Origin of the sequence: Pseudoalteromonas arabiensis (genome assembly GCF_001550155.1) — a bacterium.
In the GTDB taxonomy this organism is placed as follows: domain Bacteria; phylum Pseudomonadota; class Gammaproteobacteria; order Enterobacterales; family Alteromonadaceae; genus Pseudoalteromonas; species Pseudoalteromonas arabiensis.
The window spans coordinates 409,368-428,691 of sequence record NZ_LRUF01000008.1 but is presented as its reverse complement, the minus strand read 5'-3'; the positions used below and the strand labels follow the sequence as shown (position 1 = coordinate 428,691).

Annotated in this window: 15 protein-coding genes; 11 read left to right on the top strand and 4 right to left on the bottom strand. The window is 39.1% G+C overall.

Translation table 11 applies throughout. The annotated features are described in order from the left end of the window. Nucleotides 1-29: 29 nt before the first annotated feature. Nucleotides 30-1,244: a hypothetical protein gene (locus tag PAARA_RS04505; RefSeq protein WP_062567868.1), complete on the bottom strand. Its 1,215-nt coding sequence runs from the start codon at nucleotides 1,242-1,244 to the stop codon at nucleotides 30-32. A 769-nt stretch (nucleotides 1,245-2,013) separates the two neighbouring features. Between PAARA_RS04505 and PAARA_RS04500 the strand changes: the two genes are divergently transcribed. The 4 genes from PAARA_RS04500 (at nucleotide 2,014) to PAARA_RS04485 (ending at nucleotide 9,485) form a co-directional block, all read left to right on the top strand. Beyond that, nucleotides 2,014-3,252, top strand: coding sequence for an AAA family ATPase (locus PAARA_RS04500; protein ID WP_062567867.1), 1,239 nt, complete (start codon nucleotides 2,014-2,016; stop codon nucleotides 3,250-3,252). A gap of 14 nt (nucleotides 3,253-3,266) precedes the next feature. Next, nucleotides 3,267-4,229: a hypothetical protein gene (locus tag PAARA_RS04495; RefSeq protein WP_062567866.1), complete on the top strand. Its 963-nt coding sequence runs from the start codon at nucleotides 3,267-3,269 to the stop codon at nucleotides 4,227-4,229. Between the two features lie 416 nt (nucleotides 4,230-4,645). Then, nucleotides 4,646-7,789 carry a DEAD/DEAH box helicase gene (locus PAARA_RS04490; RefSeq protein WP_062567865.1) on the top strand — a complete coding sequence of 1,048 codons (3,144 nt, stop codon included), beginning with the start codon at nucleotides 4,646-4,648 and terminating at the stop codon, nucleotides 7,787-7,789. Between the two features lie 229 nt (nucleotides 7,790-8,018). Beyond that, nucleotides 8,019-9,485: a DNA recombination protein RmuC gene (locus tag PAARA_RS04485; RefSeq protein ID WP_062567864.1), complete on the top strand. Its 1,467-nt coding sequence runs from the start codon at nucleotides 8,019-8,021 to the stop codon at nucleotides 9,483-9,485. A 37-nt stretch (nucleotides 9,486-9,522) separates the two neighbouring features. On the opposite strand, the gene PAARA_RS04480 is transcribed toward PAARA_RS04485, so the two are convergent. Next, nucleotides 9,523-10,227 carry a hypothetical protein gene (locus tag PAARA_RS04480; RefSeq protein WP_062567863.1) on the bottom strand — a complete coding sequence of 235 codons (705 nt, stop codon included), beginning with the start codon at nucleotides 10,225-10,227 and terminating at the stop codon, nucleotides 9,523-9,525. A gap of 126 nt (nucleotides 10,228-10,353) precedes the next feature. Here PAARA_RS04480 and PAARA_RS04475 point away from each other — a divergent pair, with 126 nt between their 5' ends. Continuing rightward, on the top strand, nucleotides 10,354-10,929 hold the full coding sequence (locus tag PAARA_RS04475; protein ID WP_062567862.1) for a DJ-1/PfpI family protein: 576 nt from the start codon (nucleotides 10,354-10,356) through the stop codon (nucleotides 10,927-10,929). Here PAARA_RS04475 and PAARA_RS04470 read toward each other — a convergent pair. After that, nucleotides 10,924-11,805, bottom strand: coding sequence for a LysR family transcriptional regulator (locus PAARA_RS04470; protein ID WP_062567861.1), 882 nt, complete (start codon nucleotides 11,803-11,805; stop codon nucleotides 10,924-10,926). The genes PAARA_RS04475 and PAARA_RS04470 overlap by 6 nt on opposite strands. Nucleotides 11,806-11,905: 100 nt before the next feature. On the opposite strand from PAARA_RS04470, the gene PAARA_RS04465 reads away from it, so the two are divergent. The 5 genes from PAARA_RS04465 (at nucleotide 11,906) to PAARA_RS04445 (ending at nucleotide 17,549) form a co-directional block, all read left to right on the top strand. Next, nucleotides 11,906-12,394 carry a DUF2938 domain-containing protein gene (locus PAARA_RS04465; protein ID WP_062567860.1) on the top strand — a complete coding sequence of 163 codons (489 nt, stop codon included), beginning with the start codon at nucleotides 11,906-11,908 and terminating at the stop codon, nucleotides 12,392-12,394. 9 nt (nucleotides 12,395-12,403) lie between these two features. Next, on the top strand, nucleotides 12,404-13,036 hold the full coding sequence (gene tmpT / locus PAARA_RS04460) for a thiopurine S-methyltransferase (protein WP_062567859.1): 633 nt from the start codon (nucleotides 12,404-12,406) through the stop codon (nucleotides 13,034-13,036). A gap of 133 nt (nucleotides 13,037-13,169) precedes the next feature. Continuing rightward, the gene (locus tag PAARA_RS04455; RefSeq protein WP_062567858.1) at nucleotides 13,170-13,970 is read left to right on the top strand and encodes a DODA-type extradiol aromatic ring-opening family dioxygenase; all 801 of its coding nucleotides are present in this window, start codon (nucleotides 13,170-13,172) and stop codon (nucleotides 13,968-13,970) included. Between the two features lie 95 nt (nucleotides 13,971-14,065). Beyond that, on the top strand, nucleotides 14,066-16,396 hold the full coding sequence (locus PAARA_RS04450) for a S9 family peptidase (protein ID WP_062567857.1): 2,331 nt from the start codon (nucleotides 14,066-14,068) through the stop codon (nucleotides 16,394-16,396). A 271-nt stretch (nucleotides 16,397-16,667) separates the two neighbouring features. Then, on the top strand, nucleotides 16,668-17,549 hold the full coding sequence (locus tag PAARA_RS04445; protein ID WP_062567856.1) for an alpha/beta hydrolase: 882 nt from the start codon (nucleotides 16,668-16,670) through the stop codon (nucleotides 17,547-17,549). A gap of 125 nt (nucleotides 17,550-17,674) precedes the next feature. On the opposite strand, the gene PAARA_RS04440 is transcribed toward PAARA_RS04445, so the two are convergent. After that, nucleotides 17,675-18,523, bottom strand: coding sequence for a LysR family transcriptional regulator (locus tag PAARA_RS04440; protein ID WP_062567855.1), 849 nt, complete (start codon nucleotides 18,521-18,523; stop codon nucleotides 17,675-17,677). A 119-nt stretch (nucleotides 18,524-18,642) separates the two neighbouring features. On the opposite strand from PAARA_RS04440, the gene PAARA_RS04435 reads away from it, so the two are divergent. Beyond that, a complete protein-coding gene (locus PAARA_RS04435) occupies nucleotides 18,643-19,305 on the top strand; it encodes an FMN-dependent NADH-azoreductase (RefSeq protein ID WP_062567854.1) in 663 nt (220 codons plus the stop codon). Nucleotides 19,306-19,324: the final 19 nt, after the last annotated feature.

Below are 19,324 nucleotides of genomic sequence, written 5' to 3'. Positions count from 1 at the left end.
TTTCAATATAGTTGAGGGTATTGAAGAGATTAGTCTTCTACTATTTCTTCAATTTTATCTTCATCGATTAATACAGCATTCTCAACAATGCGTTTACCACCTTGAATTTCGATTCGTTTATTATGTTTATTGAGCGTAAGAATCTCATCACAAAATTGATCAGATGGATGCATCTCGTAAGTGTAATCAATAATATTACCCGTTTTATCGTCTTTAACATTGGTAATGTTATATTCTGAAATAGCACCTTTCTCAATTAAATCTTTCATTGTGGTCGTCATATCACGACGTAATGCTTTTAATTTATTCTCGGTAATTTCGTCTGTTGAATAAATAGAGCCATATTTTTCCATGATTGATAATAGTCGGAAATGGTAGGTCTTACCCGGTGCTGCATAACGCCATAAATGATATAAACGAAGCATCATCCAACGAGATAAACCACGTTTTAATTCTTGCGCACTATTAAAGTAGTAACCTTTATATTCAAGATTGTCGATCATGTTATGAACAAATGCGTTCAAACACGCTACACATTTCACATTACCACCTTGACCTTTTTTGCCACTAAAATGAAGTGACGATAAAAAGTTCATATTCGATTCGTAAAAAGAATCATCAATGTCAGTGTTACGAGTATCAGTCGCTGAATATTTAAAAGAAAGTTTAGACCCTTGTAATGCTTCTAAAGATTCTTTGATTTGCGGATACGGCATTGATTGACCAACGGCTTTTAATTCTTGCGCTAATTCATTCATTGAAAAAACAACCGCGTACTGAATACCCGATTTAAAATTAATTTTTACAATTTTACCTTTAGACGCTAGGCGAATAAGAGCACGCTCGACTTTTTCTTCTCGGTCAGATGGCCAAACAAGATATTCTACATCTTCTCCATCTTTTCTAGTGCTAACGACCGCAGGTGTAATTTTAATTTCACCGTCATAAAGAATGCCGTCAACCTTTTCTGAAATTCTTCTGGTAACGATGGTTTTTTTAGGTGCTTCTTCAACCGGAAGCTTTTTATGACCAGAACGGACAAAGCGTCCCCATAAATCATAATGATTAAATGTATTTGAGTAAGCTCTCAAACCATGCGCAGCATTTTCAATTGAAACGCGCACATCTTTGTTGTCTGTAAAGAGTGCAAGACTTTCATTATCTATTGCACTTTCCACCCCGTGGATCTGCCCGCGTAAGGTATCGGGTAAATTATCAACCGAGATGTTAACCTTTCGGCTCATTGTTCTTATTTCCAATTTTTCTTCGACAGTTAATAACAACACATAAAACCACAAAAGTTAAATGTTTAAGTTAGTAAAAACTTGATCCGATCATAATTAATTTCTAAGGATCAGTTTTATACTAACTAACTCGCGGTTGCTAAATTTCAGATCAGATTTTTACTAAGGTATAGTTCATAGGTGCAGATTTTACTAACTCAGTTTAAATTATGTCCTGTTAAACGAGTTTTTTTGCTAAATTAACACGACATAAATCTCATTTTTAAAACGGCATGTGGATAAATCTAGTTCTAGTTAGCAAAGATCTGATCTGTACCAACTACAGATCAGATCCATACTAACTATTTAATTAAAATAGCAACTATCTCGGTGTATAACTTTCTAATTTAGTTAGTAAAAATTTGATCCGCACAGTTAAAGATGTGAGCAAATCAGTGATTAAACTGTGAATAACTTAGGTGCTTAGTTTTTGCTTAGTAATAAGTTGATCTGTGAGTATTAAGAGATCTGATCTTTACCAAGTAAAATTACGATCTGACTTTTTTAAGAATATTCAATAAAATCAGTTGTATACTTCACTATTTTAGCATCTTAACCTTATATACCTATATATTTAACCGATATTAATCTTATTTATTTATACTTAGTTTCACTAAAGTTCCAAATTTTTATTAAATGTCTTATAAATAAAAGGTATGTCGCCTTAAATACTTGTTTACAGCAATTTGAATGGACATTATACTTAAACCATAACTTTGAGGAAGAAAGTATGTCTATCAATAATAATGCGCTAGCCACTTATAGGTTACTAAAAGCGACAGCAGAAGTTGCTGAAAAATCGCTAGAAGGACGTATTCAACATTATCGTGCTCATCTAAAATCTGAAGAAAAAGAACTACGTACCTACACTCAAAAAGCAGCCGCAGACTTATTAGGCTGTAATAATCGCACCTTAAAAAGACGTCATGACAATGGTGATTTTGATGAACTTAACATCAAACGCGGTGCCAACGGTCATTATGCTTATAATTTAGTTAATATCTTCGCTATGGCAGACATTATGGATATTAAGCCTGATCACCGTACTGCAGATGACAAATTACAAGTTATTGTTATCAATTCACTAAAAGGTGGTTGTGGTAAAACAACAAGTATGGTGAATATTGCTGCAGCATTGGCTACTACTAACATTAAACGTTATCGAATTGGTATTATTGATCTCGATCCACAAGGTTCATCATCTAGTTTCTTTCCACCGAGCGAGCCGGATCCGATCACTGTCGGTGATTTAATGCGTGATTGTATTGAACTTGAAGAAAACGAAACCTGGGATGAATTGGTTACTAATTCTTTTCTACCAACTCATATCCCTAATATTCGTATTTTACCCTCTGGGATGGATGATTTTTACTTTGAGCATGAAACTGCGACATTATTAAAAGACAGCTCAAGCTATGATAAAACGCGTCATTATCATAAGTTACTTGAAAAAGTCATTGAACCAGTAAAAGACCAATTCGATCTTATTTTAATAGATACCGCACCTTCTCTTAACTTTATGTTTTACAATGCATTAATGGCTTCAACATCGATGCTTATCCCGGTTCATCCTGAAGCTGTAGATTTTGATGCTAACAATAAATATTTAAAACGATTGGGTGAGATTTATCATACAGTTGCAGCACTAGGCCACCAAGGCTGGGACTTTATGCAATTCTTAGTAACTAACTATGTAAAAGGAAATCACTCACAGCGTGACATTGTAAAAGATGTACGTAGTGCATTTGGTCGCCAAGTCATGAGTTATCCAATTAATCATAGCTCGGCTATTACTGCCAGCTCATCATCCTTTAACACTATTTTTGATCAAAAAACATCAGATAGCTTAGCTAGTCGAGAGTCACTCCTTCGTGCTCAAGAAAATATCAAAGATGTCGTTGATGAACTAGAAATGTTGATTCGTTCTAATTGGCAATCAACCCAATCTTCTCTTAATCCAGCTAAGTAAGGTTAATAATAAAAATGGCTAAAAAACGTAAGAACGATACCAGCTTAGACCCATTTTCAACATCAATTGAAAGCAGTAGCTTAGATGCATTACTAGAACAGGCAACAGCTGGAGATGTAGTTAGTATGCCTGCTCCTAGCGATCCTACTCGCTTAATTACTTTAGTGTGTAAGGTTATCCCTAGCTCTGAAATTGAATCTAGAACAAAGGTCTATGGCAAAAATCGCCGTGTACAATCACTACTAAATGAAAAGTCGGTTGCCGATATCCTTCCTGCAATTGCTAAAGACGGCCGCAACCAACACCCTGCCCTATGCTGGGATAAAGGTGACGAAATGCTTGTTTTAGCAGGCTCTCGTCGTCGTAAAGCATGTATTTTAAGTAACTCTGATTACTTAGTTTTAAGCTCTGAAGATTTCACAGATCAAGATGCTAAAATTCTTGCGGTGTCATCAGATCAATACATTGCTCCGAGTCTGTGGGAGCTTGGCCAAGCATATCAACAAACCCGTGATGAGCTTATCGGCGAAGGAAAAAAAGGCTCTTATCGTGAGATAGCGGCTATTGAGGGGGTATCTCACACAGCAATTGCCGATGCTATCAAAGCTTATGAGAACCTACCTTCTGAGGTTTTAAGCCTGTATCCTACGGCAAATCATGTTGGTCGAGAAGTGGCGAAAAAACTTATTAGCGCTAAGGAGCGTGATGAAAAGCTATTTGCAAAGCTAGTCGATAATGTAAGCAATGATGCAGATATCGCGCTAATTAGTAGCGATGATAAACGTGCGTTAGCCATTACTAAACTATTAACAGCTGAACCAGCCGCGCCAAGTCGTCGTGAAGCGCTGATCGACAGTGAATTTGTGAGTGTACAGCGCAATATAAAAAGCGGTGATTTATCTGTCAAAATCGATAATAAAGTGATGACAGACAAACGCTTAGAGCAGTTAACTAAGCTTTTAAATAGCTTCAATTAGTTAGTAAAATAACGATCTCTCACGCTTTTATAGTTAGTAAAAGCGTGATCTATAATTTCATTTTGTTAGTAAAATAGTGATCTATAACATTCAAATTATGCTGGTTTCACCCTCTTAGATCAGTTTTTTACTAACTAAGCACCCTTTACAGGCTTCTTTTCCTCTTAATCTTGTTTGCTTAGTAAAATAGCGATCTGTAAAGCCCCCTCTTTTGTGATTAACCTGTTTATAACGTGTGCAATTGTTGTTTGTTAATTGAACCTACTGGTCTTTTTCTGCTCTGATCTTACCTAGGAGCATTTTTTTACTAAGTAATCAGCTCCAACCAGTCCAAAATGCCTCGATAGTGCTTTAGCTCTTGGTCGATAGATCATATACTGGCAGAATTATTTTTTGTTTTTACTGTCAAAAACGTTATGTCTGCTAACTTATCTAAAAATGACTTATTAGCTATCTTTGAAGAAATCAAACAAGAGCAAGAAACTCAGTTTCCTTTATCTGAGCGCTTCATTAAACAGCTATTTAAGCCACATGTGTTAAGTAAAGCAAAAGAATACCACCAGAACGGTCAAATCAACTGGTTAGAGCATAACAGTGACTTTAGTATTATCGATGCATCAATGTTTGGTAATGAAGGTAATACCTTCACTCAACATATTGAGATCAGTAAATTACCAAGTGGCTTTTCGGTTGATTCACATTGTACTTGTGGTTCTAAAACTAAATGCCGGCATGTTGCAGCTGTGCTTCTTAAGCTGAAAATAGAACACTCTGGTGACTACGGTGAAGACTACATCATTAATGATTGGTTTAGTGAACTTAAAACGCTAAAGCAAAATACCACTAATACTGCTAAACAAGTTCTATTATTTGTCCTCGATGTAGAGAAATCTGTTGTAACCCTCACCCCAAAAATTGCTAATTATGACTCAGAACACGACTATACATTGGGTCGAAACCTAACTGAGCAGCAATTAAATAGCTTTGTAACTCCTACTGATTTATTAGAATCGGATTTTCGTTTATATAGCTGGATCCGTTCTCAAAATGCACTCGGTAAACTTGAGCTTAAAGGTCAATGGGGCTTCGCTGCACTGCAACAGCTAATTGCAACTCAACGTTTGTTTTTAGGCCGCTCTCGTCAGCCTATAAAAGCAGACAGCATGCAAGCTTTAGAGTTTGGTTGGACACAACACAAAGACTTAACCTCACTAAATATGAAACTTGCAGGCCAAGATAATTGGTTATTGTTAAAAACAACCCCTCCTACTTACCTCGATCCTGATAAATTAAAAGTAGGTCGTATACGTACTCCGTTAACCGCTGATGAGATTGCTTTACTTGCAAATATGCCAGCTATTCATACAGAGAACTTTGACCGCGTTTATCAGCAACTTAATGAAAACTTTGGTGAAGGTGTTATCCCCCACGCTTTTAAGCAAAGTAAGAAAAATAACTCCCGTACAGTTTTTCCTGTCATTAGTATCAATAGTGATGAGAACGTAATCACACTCTCTTTAAAGTTTAATTATCATAATTCGCTGTATGATTTAGGTCAGGCACCTGCTGATATACTGAACAAGTCGCTTGAGAATACGGTTGTAAATGAGCTAACAAATCTCGGTTTTGAACTCTGTAAAGGGGCTTTACAAACTGAGCTCATTTTTAACAGAAACTCGGCGATTCACGGGCACTGGCTTAAGTATGAAATAGTTCCTAACTTATTGAAACGTGGTTGGAAAATAGACGATAAGCTCAGCGTCAGCAAAGGGTTGAAGCAAGTATCACTTCAAGTCCAGCGTGGTAAAGGTCATCAAATAGTTAGTAAAATCGTGATCTCGGGAGTCAAAACGCTACAACTATTTACGACAGATAATCCCGACTTCCAATCTCTCAATCGACAAAGTGAACTGTTTTATTATTTCAACGTAGGGAAGCGTTTTGCTGTAGTAGAAAAAAATGCTATTACGCAATTAAATGATTATCGCAAGCGATTTGAGTACATCAAAACCCGTGACGAAATCTTAATGCCTTTATCGTTTTTGCCTAAGCTTATCGAGCAAAAAGCAATTAAGGTTAATATTGTTGACGATGCGCTTGATGCTTACTTAGCTGAATTAAATAGCTCACAACAGCTTATTAAAAAGTCCGATATTCAAGGCTTAAACCCAGGTGTGCAATTACGTGAGTATCAACAACACGGTGTTGATTGGCTTAACTTTTTAAAACGTCACCAACTTGGTGGTATTTTGGCAGATGATATGGGGCTAGGTAAGACCTTGCAAGTTATTGCCTTTTTAGCAAATGCCAAGCAATCACCTCAAGCAGGCCCTACGTTAATTGTTTGCCCAACCAGCTTGGTTGGTAATTGGCAAAGTGAAATCAATAAGTTTGCGAGTAACTTAAAAATCACTACCGTCTTCGGTGCTGCACGCAGCGACCAATTACAACAGTTGTCGCAAGCTGATTGTATTTTAACAACTTACCCACTGCTTAAGCGCGACATAGCCTTTTATTCGCCGCTGTATTTTGAAAACATCATTCTTGATGAGGCGCAATATATCAAAAACGATGCCGCACAGGTTTCACGCTTAGTTAAGCGCCTTAACGCAGACTTCAAGCTGTGCTTAAGCGGCACCCCTATCGAAAATAACTTATTTGAGCTTAAATCCTTGCTCGATTTTGCAATGCCCTCTTTACTTGGTTCGCAAACACATTTTAAGAGCTATTTTCAAATGCCTATTGAGCGTGATAACGATGTTGCTCGTGCAGATGAACTTAAATCGTTGATCATGCCATTTATCTTACGCCGAACTAAAGTACAGGTAACGCAAGAGCTCCCAGAGAAGACCGAGCTAGTTAAAGAGTTTGAATTTGAAACTAAACAAAAAGAAATTTATAACGGCATAACTGAATCATTAGAGCAGAAATTGGTCGATCTATTTGCCCAGCAAGGTGTGCAAAAAAGTAAGCTAGCCTTTTTAGATGCATTATTAAAGCTTAGACAGATTTGCTGTCATCCAAAATTGATCGACCCTAGTTCACAGGCTGGCAGCGCTAAGCTTGAGTGGTTATCTAAGCATTTGCCTATCATGCTAAGCGAAGGTCGTAAGGTAATTATATTTAGTCAATTCACTATGGCACTTGATGTGATAGCAGAGCGATTAAATGAGCTAGGCATCCGCTTTAGTATGCTAACAGGGCAAACAAGACACCGCGACCGTGTTATCGAAGAGTTTACTCAAGGTGATACATCCGTGTTTTTAATAAGTCTTAAAGCCGGCGGTACGGGATTAAATCTAACTCAAGCAGATACTGTGATTCATTTTGATCCTTGGTGGAACCCTGCCGTTGAGAAACAAGCGACAGATCGTGCCTACCGAATTGGCCAAACTAACCCTGTGTTTGTCTATAAATTGATTATGGCTAACTCAATTGAGCAAAAAGTATTTAAAATGCAGCAGCATAAGCAAGCCCTTGTTGATGCATTATTTACAGAAAAATCAATGAATTTCACTCAATTTGATGAAGAACAAATGCTCGCACTGATAAAAAATTAAATTTTTTTAAAGTTTTTTTGAACTAATCAAATTTTAGGGCGTCTATTATTATGCTTGTTGTTAAATTGCAGTTTACATAAGCATTATGTTGATTTCCCATTTGGTTACTAAATTTTAGTAATGTTAGAGCCAGCTCACCTTGAGCTGGCTTTTTTTATGCCTAACCCCCCTACTCTGCTGAGCACTAATTCGTTATGATGATGTGTCTTTAAGTTATTGAGTTTTCGTTATGATTACAGAGCTAATTACACAGATTAATTGGCAAAGTGGTGTGCTTGGTACTGCTGTAGGTGCTGTTGCAAGTGGTGTTATTTTTGCGCTGCAAAAAAGTCGCTTAAAAAATCAGTTAACTGAACTGCAAAATAGCCAGCAAATCCTGCAAAATCATTTACAACAAAAGCAGCTGCAACTTGAACAAAGCCAACAGACGCTTTCTCAGTTACAGCAAGATTACGCTGAACAACGTGATGAGTCTCAACACTTTAAAACTCGTTTTGTAGAACAAGAAAAACAAGCACAACAATACAACCAATTTTGGCGTCAAGTTGAAGCTGAGCTTGCTGACACTAAAGCTTCACTTAATCAGCGGGATGTTGATTTAAGTACCTTACGAAGCACGATAGAGCAAAAAGAACTGCATTTTAAAGAGCAGCTTAGTCATATCAAAGAAAGCAAAGAGCAACTCAAAAAAGAGTTTGAAAATCTCGCTAATCAAATCCTTGAAGAGAAATCGCAGCGTTTTAAAACCTTAAACCAAGAGAGTATTGAGCAACTATTAAAGCCGGTTCAAGGTGAGCTAAAAGGCTTTCGTGATAAAATGGAATTGATCCACGTTGAAGATCTTAAGCAGCGTGCTGCACTTAAAACTGAGTTATTGCATTTACAGGCTAAAAGCCAAGCTATCACTGAACAAGCTGATAGGCTGAGCACCGCATTACAAGGGCAAAAGAAAACCCAAGGTAATTGGGGGGAGTTAATGCTTGAAAATGTACTAGATAGCGCTGGGCTGCGTGCAGGGGTAGATTATCAACGTGAAGTGTCGTTTAACACCGAAGACGGTCGTTTACGCCCTGATGTGGTGGTGTATTTACCTCAGCAACGTCATTTAGTTATCGATGCTAAAACCTCTTTAAACGCGTATACACGCTATGTAAATGCTGATACAGAGCTTGAGGCGCAGCAGGCGCTAAAAGAGCATGTAACCGCTGTGCAATCGCGTATTAATGAGTTAGCAAGCAAAGCCTACGACAGACTCCCTGGTATTAACTCACCTGAAGTGGTGATCATGTTTGTACCGATTGAGTCAGCATTTGTTGAAGCACTTAAATACCAAAGTGATATTTATCAGCAAGCTATCGAGAAAAACATTTTAGTCGCAACTCCAACGACCTTATTGACCAGCTTGAACATAGTAAAACAACTGTGGCGTTTTGAAGAGCAAACTAAATACTCAAAAGAGCTTGCCGCCCGCGCTGAGCGTTTTTATAACAAGCTCAATGGTTTCCTAACCAGTATGGAAGGGGTTGGTAAGCAATTAGACCGCGCCAAAGAAAGTTACGATAAAGCGTTTTCTCAGCTGTATCGTGGTAAAGGAAACTTGATTAAGCAGGCCTCTGAGTTCAAAGAGTTGGGTGTGTCTGTTCAAAAAGAGTTACCCGCGGACAGTGTTGAAAAAGCCCACTTAGAGTTAGATTAATATCTATCAAAAAAGCCAACGTCATGTTGGCTTTTTATTAGTTAATAAGTTCAGCTGAAACGATATCGTTGAGCAGTAAAAAGTGGTTAAGTACAGACTCCTCAAGCTCGAATACATGCGCTACTTTTTCGCCATTTGCTGACATTCCTGTTTGCGCACCTGCAAACTCGATATGTAACCCTAAACGCTTCAGGGTTTGGGCATCGTAACTATAAATAGCGGAATCATGTCTTTCGCTAATGCCTGGCATCACTCCTATGATAGTAACCGCTTGTTCAACGTTAATGATATCGAAAAATTGTCGTTCTGCGGTTTGCCATTTTGCTATATAGCTAGCGACCTCGGGTGGCTGATCCATCGGCACGTATAATGGCTGTAATGAGCCACCACGCCAGCCGATAACGGCTTGTTCCTCAACAAAGACATGCGGGCTTGCCGTAAGTACATAGTTGGCGCAGGAGGATGCACAAAACTCGCGTACCACAACATTGAGTTGATATTCATGAACTAAGCCTCCGAAATGAAGACCAGCCATCACATCACCACCTTGGCTATTAATAATTAAGGTGTTGATTTGTTGGCTGCTAGTTACTAATAATTGTTCGAACTTTTCAACATTTTGCTTAGATGTTTCGCCCTGAAAATAAATAGTGCCTGACGATACCTCACTGATTTCAGCGACCCTTTGCTGTGTTGTTTTACAACCAACCAGCAGTACGCTCAATATTAATAAAAAACGCATTAACAATGCCTTGAAGTTTTGTTTGTATACAGTGCGCAATTTAATAATATGTCATTAACGAACTGCAAAAATGGCATAGTACGTTTTTTTACTTAAGAAATAAATCCACATAACAGGAACAATTGTATGAATATTGGAATTTATATATATGATGATGCCGAAGTGCTCGATTTCTCAGGTCCATTTGAGGTGTTTAGTACCGCTGAGCGCCTAGCGTATAATGACTGGCAAGTGAGTTTAATTGCCGAAACTACTCGTCCTGTTCTTGCCCGCGGTGGTTATAGTGTAAACCCCCATTACAGTTTCACAGACTGCCCTTCGCTTGATCTACTTGTTGTGGTTGGTGGTGACCATACTCGAGAACTTGAAAAAGCAGAGGTTATTGCGTGGTTAAAAGACACTGCCACTAACACCAAGCGTGTTGCCAGTGTTTGTACAGGGGCATTTTTGCTTGCTAAAACTGGGCTTTTAAACGGGAAAAATGTGACTACTCATTGGCAAGATCAACCTCAGTTGGCTGCTATGTTTCCTGATCTCAATGTGATTGCTGATACTCGTTGGGTCACCGACGATAAGTTTACCAGCTCAGGGGGAATTTCTGCTGGCATTGATATGAGCCTAGCGTTAGTCGCTGAGTTTATTAGCTACGAACACGCCTTACTGACCGCTAAACAGATGGAATATCAATGGCAGACTTTATAATTGTTCAGCAATATAGTTGGTTATAAACTGCTTTAAACAGGCAGCCTTTTTACTCAGTAAACGTGCGCTTGGCCAGATAGCATAAATGTCGCGGTTTTCCCCTCGCCAGTGTGGCAGTACTTGAACTAGCTGCTGAGATTTTAATTCATCTATTACCTCAAACCGAGGTAACAAAGCGATACCTTGCTCATCACAAACTAAGTATTTTACAAATCCAGTATCATTAAAAGTAGTAGCAAATCGGCACATGTGAGTATAAGTTGCATTCGTTTGCGTATTGGTTAGCTGCCACTTATTTCTCAAAGTGGTACCAATTAATCTATGTTGTTTTAAATCTGCTGGCTCTTCTAAGGCAGGTGCCGAATCAAGATATGCTCTTGTGCTTACAAATAAAGTATCAACAGTTCCTAACTTTTTTTGATGGAGCATAGAATCAGCCTGCGGCCCTACTCTTATTGCTATATCTGCTTGGCTTTTACTGAGATCTTCAAGTTGGTTATTAAGCAGTAGCTCAAGTTGAATATCAGGGTACTGTTTAGTGAATGCGAGCCACATCGGCTTTAAGAAACCATGACTAATATTCAGAGGTGCTAAAACTTTAAGCTTTCCTGACAATTGTGCTTTTTGCTCATTAAGCTGGCGGTGAGTTTGTTCAAATTGCTCTATTAATTCAACATAACTTTGAAAGTATACCTCCCCTGCTTGCGTTAACGTGCATTGCCTTGCTGAGCGATTTAATAGCTGCTCACCTAAGCGTTGCTCAAGTCGTTGTAAGCGTCTCGACACTGTTGCGGTAGGCAGCGACAAGTTCTGAGCCGCATTACTTAGGCCGCCTTGTTTAACAATCTGTATGAATAGAGCGATATCGTCAATCATGTTCTCATTTATGCAATCATAGTTTGTTTATCTTACTATTTTTAGCACTTTTGCAATTAGATATCATGCCTTTTATTAAATCATTTAAGAGCATCTAATTATGAGTGTTAATGATATTTATGTGATAACTTTTGTAGGCATAGCGGCGACTTTGTTCATTGATCTTTATGCTTTTCTGCTGGCTAAAGTGTTTAAGATACCTTCATTAAACTTGTGTTTAGTTGGCCGTTGGTGCTTGGGTTTATTAGATGGAAAGTTTATGCACTTGAATATAGTAGCTAGCCCTGTTAAGCATTTTGAGTGCGTGTTTGGCTGGTGCTTACACTACTTTATTGGTGTTTTATTTTCGTTTCTATTTATATTACTGGTCGGTGTTGCTTGGCTTGAACAACCCACCTTAATCGCTGCGTGTGTATTTGGATTAGCGAGCGTATGTATGCCATTTTTTGTTATGCAGCCAGCTTTAGGCATGGGGATAATGGCTACGAAAACCGCAAACCCATTTCAAGCCCGCTTAAAAAGTGGTGTAACTCACCTACTTTTTGGTGTCGGATTATATTTATCCGCTCAATTTATGCAATTTATTTAGGAGTCGTTAATGGACGCAAAGCATTGGCATCAACGTTGGGAGAATAACGAAATAGGTTTTCATGAAGGAGACGTTAACCGTTACCTAGATCATTATTTTACTAACTTAAATTTACAGCAAGGCGATACTGTTTTTGTGCCACTGTGTGGCAAAACTCACGACATTCATTATTTGCTCGCGCAAGGTATGCGTGTTGTTGGGGCTGAGCTTAGTGAGATTGCCATTAAGCAATTATTTGATGAGTTAAAACTAGAACCCGAAATCAGCCAACACGGCGAGCTATTACGTTACCAAGGCGCAAATCTAACCGTTTGGGTAGGCGATATTTTTGCACTTACCGCGAATGAACTTGGCACTATCAACGCGGTTTATGACCGTGCCGCCTTAGTTGCGCTGCCAAAGCCTGTACGCATTCGCTATACCCAGCATTTACTTGAATTAACCAATAGAGCTAAACAATTAGTGGTGGTATTTGAGTATCAGCAAAGTGAGTTTTCGGGTCCGCCGTTTAGTGTGGTCGCCGATGAGCTACATCAGCACTATGATGCTTTTTATCAACTCACATTACTGTGTAAAGAACCCCTCGCAGGTGGCTTAAAAGGGCAAGTCCCTGCCATGAACGTAGCTTGGTTTTTAAGTTAGTACTTACAAACTAGCGGTGTGTAAATTCACACCCTAGTTGTGCGTTTTTGTGGCTGGTTATTGTATCTCTGTGCGTGCACCATAGTTAAAAGCGAATTGGTATGAAAAGAAAGCGTATTTAAGGAGCACATTTATGCAAAAGCCACGCGTTTTATTTGTTTCTCATGGCGGCGGTCCTATGCCTTTACTTGGCGATCCAAGTCATGCTGATATGGTAACTTGTTTGCAATCTATTGCTGCAAAAATTCAAAAGCCGTCAGCTATTTTGATGGTGAGTGCACACTGGGAAGCGAACCCTATTAGCATCACTTCGAGTGCTGCTCCTAAGCTAATTTATGATTACTATGGTTTTCCTGAGCCTGCTTACAGTATCGAGTATCCAAGTCCTGGCGAACCTGTCCTTGCCGAAAAAGTACATCAGGCATTGGCAAAGGCTAATATCGATAGCACATTAAACCCATCTCGTGGCTTTGATCACGGTATGTATGTGCCTTTGAAAATTATGTATCCAGAAGCAGATATACCTTGTGTGCAATTGTCGTTACATCCAAGCCTTGAGCCAAGCTTACACCTAGCGATAGGTGAGGCTTTACAACAACTTGATTACGATAATTTATTGAGCATTGGTTCTGGCTTTACTTTTCATAATATGCGCGCATTTTTCACCCCTGAAAGCGCTGAAATTAAAGCGCAAAATATGGCTTTTGAGCAATGGCTAGTTGATGTATGTGGTAATGCTGAGCTGAGTGAACAACAGCGACAAGCTAAGTTATTAGAATGGCAAATGGCCCCTGCGGCGCGTTTTAGTCATCCTAGAGAAGAGCATTTATTGCCATTACATGTTTGCTATGGTGCGGCGATGCGCCCTTGTAGTGATATTTACGAACTAAGTATTGCCAATAAGCAAGCCAGTATGTTCTTGTGGGACGATTGATTTTAAGTTTAAACACATTGTTTTCACGATAAATGTTAAGATTTTATTAAGTTAATTTGTTACGCTTGATTGGTTTAAACCAAGGGATAACAAAAATGAACTTAATAAAAACATCAACCCTTGCGTTTGCTGTGGTTGCGGGTTTAGGTTTGCAAGCATGCTCAAGTACAGAGCAAGCGAACACGCCATCAGCAACAGTGAACGCAACGGCTAATCCGCTTTCGCTTGAACAAATTTATAAAGAAAAAGACTTTAAAGCTGAGCGTAGTACCTATTTTACGTGGCTCGATGATGGTACCGGCTATACCGTACTTGAAGAGCGCGAAAGCAATAAAAACAACCAAGACGACAAAGCTAAAGACGATGAGCACGGCGTAAAAGGCAATGATATTGTATTTTATAATGCCGATGGGACGGGGCGTAAGGTGCTTGTTAGTTACGAAAAACTGATCCCCAAAGGTGAGAAAGAGCCTCTCACCGTTGAAAGCTATCAATGGTCTAAAGATGGTAAATGGCTGATGGTTTTTACCAATGGTGAACAAGTGTGGCGCTCACGAAGCCGCGGTGATTTTTGGCTTTTAAACCTTGAAACCGATTCGCTATATCAGTTAGGTGGCGAAAACATTGAAGCGAAAAAGCTGATGTTTGCTAAGTTCTCACCTGATAGCTCTAAAGTAGCTTATGTGCGTGATAACAACATCTACATGGAAAAAGTGGGTAGCAAGGCAGTGACTGCTTTAACCACTGATGGTAACGACACTATTGTTAATGGTAATTTTGACTGGGTATACGAAGAAGAATTTACCATTCGTGATGGTTTCCGCTGGAGTCCAGACAACAAATCAATTGCCTATTGGCAGCTTGATACCAGTGGCGTGAAATACTTCACTATGATCAATAACACCGATGATCTCTACCCTACCCTTAAAGAATTCCCGTATCCAAAAGCTGGCGAGATGAACTCAGCGGTTAAAGTGGGTGTGGTCAGTCTTAGCGACAAGAAAACTCGCTGGGCTGAGTTAGGTGGCGATAATCGCGATCGTTATATTCCACGTATTAGCTGGGCTGGCACTGGTGAATCTTTGATGATCCAAGATCTTAACCGCCCGCAAAGCCACAACAAGGTTTGGTTATTCGACTGGCAAAAACAACAGCTGACTAAAATTCTTGAAGATAAAGACGATGCCTTTATTGAGTGGTTTTATAAAGCAAACTGGTCAAAAGACGGTAAGTTCTTTATTTGGCATAGCGAGCGTGATGGCTGGCGTCATCTATACCGTGTATCTCGCGATGGAAAAACGATTGTTGATTTAACGCCGGGTGAATATGACATCATTGATATGTTAGCGCTCAACGAAGATAAAAACGTTATGTACTTTACTGCATCACCGGATGATCCTGGCCAGCGTTATTTATTCCGTACCTCGCTAGATGGCAGCTCTAAACCGATGCGCGTAACGCCAGCGTCATTCGATGGTTCAAACAGCTATTACATGTCTAAAGATACCTCTTGGGCGATGCATACCTTCTCTAAATTTGGCACCCCGCCAATGAAAGAGATCATTAAAGTAAGCGATCACAGTAATGTGAAAACCTTAGTTGAGAACAAAGCATTAAAAGAAAAATTAGCAACTGAGCAGTTACCGACTCACGAGTTCTTTACGGTAAACGCCCGTGATGGTGTTGAGCTTGATGGCTACATCATGTTCCCAGCGAATATGGATAAAAGCAAAAAATACCCAATCGTTTTCTATGTTTATGGTGAGCCATGGGGCTCAACAGTACAAGACCGCTGGGAAGGTAACAGTTACTTATACAAATCGTATTTAACTCAGCAAGGCTTTATTGTTGCCTCTGTTGATAACCGCGGCACGCGCGCACCTAAAGGCAGAGATTGGCGTAAGTCTATCTACAAAAAAATAGGCTCTATTACCGTGCGTGACCAAGTTGATGCCCTTGATGCAATGGCGAAACGTTGGGATGTCATTGATACCGACCGTGTTGGTGTATGGGGCCACTCAGGTGGCGGTAGTTCAACACTTAATTTGTTATTCCGCCATGGTGATAAATATAAAGTGGGGATTGCCTCAGCCCCAGTGCCAGATATTCGCTTGTACGATACCATCTACCAAGAGCGCTATGCGGGTAACCCAAATACCGATCCTGATAGTTACGACAACACGTCTCCGATCACTTTTGCAAAAGACCTGCAAGGTAAATTGCTACTGATCCACGGTACTGGAGATGATAACGTTCACTACCAAGGTTCAGAGCGCTTAATTAACGAATTAGTTAAGCACAATAAACAGTTCGAGTTTTTCTCTTACCCGAACCGTTCTCACAGCCTACGTGAAGGTGAAGGCACGACCCTGCACTACCACACTATGATGGCTAACTTCTTCGAAAAGCACTTACTTAACAAGTAAATATGCTTCAGTAATAAACCGCAGCTTAGATATTAAACTGCGGTTTTTTTATGCAAACTGTAAACCCCCGTTACACAAGAAAGCTATTAAATGTTTGAAGTAAACTATCAGTGCTGGCAATGGCGGCTGCGAGCTTTTGGATTATCTAATGAATATCCTGTATCCCAGTCAAGTCGGTGAACGGAGTTAACTAATACCCTGTTACAATTGTCTTATTAACTAATCTTTATAATTGAAGTAGTGTCATTAAGTTATTGATTAAGGATATGAAATGGCATTATTAAAATTTAAAATTCAGTATCTAGCTTGGTTTATTACATTCGTTTTGACAGCTACAGGCTTGTATATCGCAGTGAAATACCAACAGCTCTATAGCTCGCGCTTTATTGATATAGATATCAAGTCGAACGCGCTTGCAGAAATGCGCAGAGTTTTCATTCGCTTGCCCAAAAACTACAACTCTAACAAAGCTTATCCGCTCATAATTAAAACTGACGGCAACTTTAACCTTGATACTTGGGATGACGCTTTAAGTATTCTTGAAAGCACCGATGACAAGAATGAGGTTATTCTAGTGGCCATCCCTAACCTGTTTTGGCATGACACTCGAAATCGTGATTTAGTGCCACCTTACGCTCGTAAGGATGTGGCGATAAAAGCGCGCCCGTTTAATCAAAATCAGCGAGAAATATTTGGTAAAGCTGATGTGTTTTTAAAGTTTATAGAAACAGAGTTATTACCTTACTTAGAGGGAACGTATCGTATTAGCGGGCAGCGCACACTTACAGGGTTTTCGGCAGGAGGTAGCTTTGTGTTATATACCATGGTTACTAAACCAGAGTTATTTAATGCATACTTTGCTTTTAGCCCTGCGGCTTGGTATGACGATAATGTTGTCGTAAAACAGTTTAGTAAAAGCTTACCTAATACAGCAGGCAACACTCACTATTTGTATGTCACATTAGGTGGTGATGAGAATCCAACCATAACCGGTGCATTTAATGGCTTAGTGAATGTTCTTCAAAAGCATGCACCAAACGACCTTACCTGGCAGTACCACATCAACAAAGGAGCTGACCATGAACAAAACGCAAAACAATCCGTTCGCAGTGCGCTAGATGGGGCTTTTAATCATTTTGGTATGGCTCAGTAATGACGAAAAGCAAAGCTACAAATAGGCGTTAAACCAATTAACTAACTCTGTTTCTAGTTGCTTTTTATGGTTCATTAAAAACTTTATAATCAATAGTAGCTTAAGTGATGTTTACTTTTACATCATTAAGTTAGTAACTGCTCAAGCCATTCAATCACAACTTTATGTATAGATGTTTCGAAGCGAGACTTTTCGGGAATGTAGTAACACAGTTTTGATTCAACTTCTTGGTTATTAAATGATGTTAGTAAGCCCGCATCTAGGTAAGGTTGTACTAAGGTTTTTGAGCAAAACACCGCACCTTTATTGGCGAGTACCTGGTTTATTCCAAATAGCTCTTGATCAAATGTTTTTACCTTGAAACATGAATCACTTAGGTTATTTATTTTAAGCCACTGCGTTAATGGTGGGGCTGGAAGGGCATTATTTTTCCATTGGCTTGTGTATAAAGTAACTTGTTTATCAAGCCTAGGAGCGCTTTGTTGTGCGTTTGCCGCAAACATATCATAGCGCTCATATTTGATGATATCTGCTTTGTTTACTTCCTCACTATTTCCTAGTCGAACAGGCAGGGTATGCAGTTGCTTATCTAAAGTTTCACTAGTTGATATATCAAGTCGTAAATGTGGTTTTGCGTTATTCAGCTCTTCTAAAGCGGGTATTATTCTTAGGGCTGCTAGAGAAGATGTTGTGGTGATGCGTACTTGGTTATTTGCTTGGCTCAACTGTTCAATTGCCGCAAAAATAAGTTTAAAGCCGCTAGTTGCGTTTTGACTCAGGTACTCTCCTGATGGAGTTAAAGTTATCTTTCTCACTTCGCGATGAAATAAATCAGTATTTAACCGGCTTTCTAGATTCGCGATATGGTGTGAAACCGCTGTAGGTGTAATGGCAAGTTCAGTTGCCGCAGCTTTAAAGCTTCCAAGGCGGGCTGCTGATTCAAAGGCTTTTAAAGCTTGTAATGATATATGCATAACTAAACTCACTTATATTTATAGCTGAGTAAAACTTATTTATAGTGAATTTTAACTCGTTTGCTAAAACGTCTCAATTTGTTGATGATATCTATACATTAACTAATAAGGTTTTAATTATGACTACCCTTTTACACATTGATGCTAGTGTACGTGAAGTGAAAAATGATAATCCAAATCATAACTCTATTTCTAAAAATATTGCTAAATATTATATTGATACATTACAAAGTAATAATGCTATAGCTGAGTATATCTATCGTGATGTAGGAATACATCCTCCTTCTTTTATTACTCAATTTTGGATAGAGGCTGTATTCACCCCTGTTCAAAAACGGACTATACAGCAACAGACACTGCTTGCTGAATCTGACGAGCTGATTGGTGAAGTGGCAAAAGCCGACACTATTGTGATATCAACGCCTATGTATAACTACGGCATGCCAGCACAGTTAAAAGCATGGTTTGATCAAATTGTAAGAATTAACGAAACCTTTGATTTTGACTTAGAGCGTGGAGACTTTCCTCTCAAACCGCTGCTTAAAGGTAAACGATTAGTGATCATTACCTCCACAGGAGAATTTGGTTTTGAACAAGGTGGAATACGTGAACATATGAGTCATTTAGTGCCGCATCTTCGCACCTTAAGTCAGTATTTAGGGGTCAATAAAATTGACGAAATTGCCTGTGAATACCAAGAGTTTAAAGATGATAGACATCAGCGTTCACTTACCAATGCTTACGCGAAAGCTGAGCAATTAGCATTCACTCAATATAAATAAAGAAAGCCGCTTGATGCGG

Coding starts and splice junctions, on each gene's coding strand:
- PAARA_RS04505 (WP_062567868.1), bottom strand. CDS start 1,244: ATGAGCCGAAAGGTTAACATCTCGGTTGATAATTTACCCGATACCTTA.
- PAARA_RS04500 (WP_062567867.1), top strand. CDS start 2,014: ATGTCTATCAATAATAATGCGCTAGCCACTTATAGGTTACTAAAAGCG.
- PAARA_RS04495 (WP_062567866.1), top strand. CDS start 3,267: ATGGCTAAAAAACGTAAGAACGATACCAGCTTAGACCCATTTTCAACA.
- PAARA_RS04490 (WP_062567865.1), top strand. CDS start 4,646: ATGTCTGCTAACTTATCTAAAAATGACTTATTAGCTATCTTTGAAGAA.
- PAARA_RS04485 (WP_062567864.1), top strand. CDS start 8,019: ATGATTACAGAGCTAATTACACAGATTAATTGGCAAAGTGGTGTGCTT.
- PAARA_RS04480 (WP_062567863.1), bottom strand. CDS start 10,227: ATGCGTTTTTTATTAATATTGAGCGTACTGCTGGTTGGTTGTAAAACA.
- PAARA_RS04475 (WP_062567862.1), top strand. CDS start 10,354: ATGAATATTGGAATTTATATATATGATGATGCCGAAGTGCTCGATTTC.
- PAARA_RS04470 (WP_062567861.1), bottom strand. CDS start 11,805: ATGATTGACGATATCGCTCTATTCATACAGATTGTTAAACAAGGCGGC.
- PAARA_RS04465 (WP_062567860.1), top strand. CDS start 11,906: ATGAGTGTTAATGATATTTATGTGATAACTTTTGTAGGCATAGCGGCG.
- tmpT (WP_062567859.1), top strand. CDS start 12,404: ATGGACGCAAAGCATTGGCATCAACGTTGGGAGAATAACGAAATAGGT.
- PAARA_RS04455 (WP_062567858.1), top strand. CDS start 13,170: ATGCAAAAGCCACGCGTTTTATTTGTTTCTCATGGCGGCGGTCCTATG.
- PAARA_RS04450 (WP_062567857.1), top strand. CDS start 14,066: ATGAACTTAATAAAAACATCAACCCTTGCGTTTGCTGTGGTTGCGGGT.
- PAARA_RS04445 (WP_062567856.1), top strand. CDS start 16,668: ATGGCATTATTAAAATTTAAAATTCAGTATCTAGCTTGGTTTATTACA.
- PAARA_RS04440 (WP_062567855.1), bottom strand. CDS start 18,523: ATGCATATATCATTACAAGCTTTAAAAGCCTTTGAATCAGCAGCCCGC.
- PAARA_RS04435 (WP_062567854.1), top strand. CDS start 18,643: ATGACTACCCTTTTACACATTGATGCTAGTGTACGTGAAGTGAAAAAT.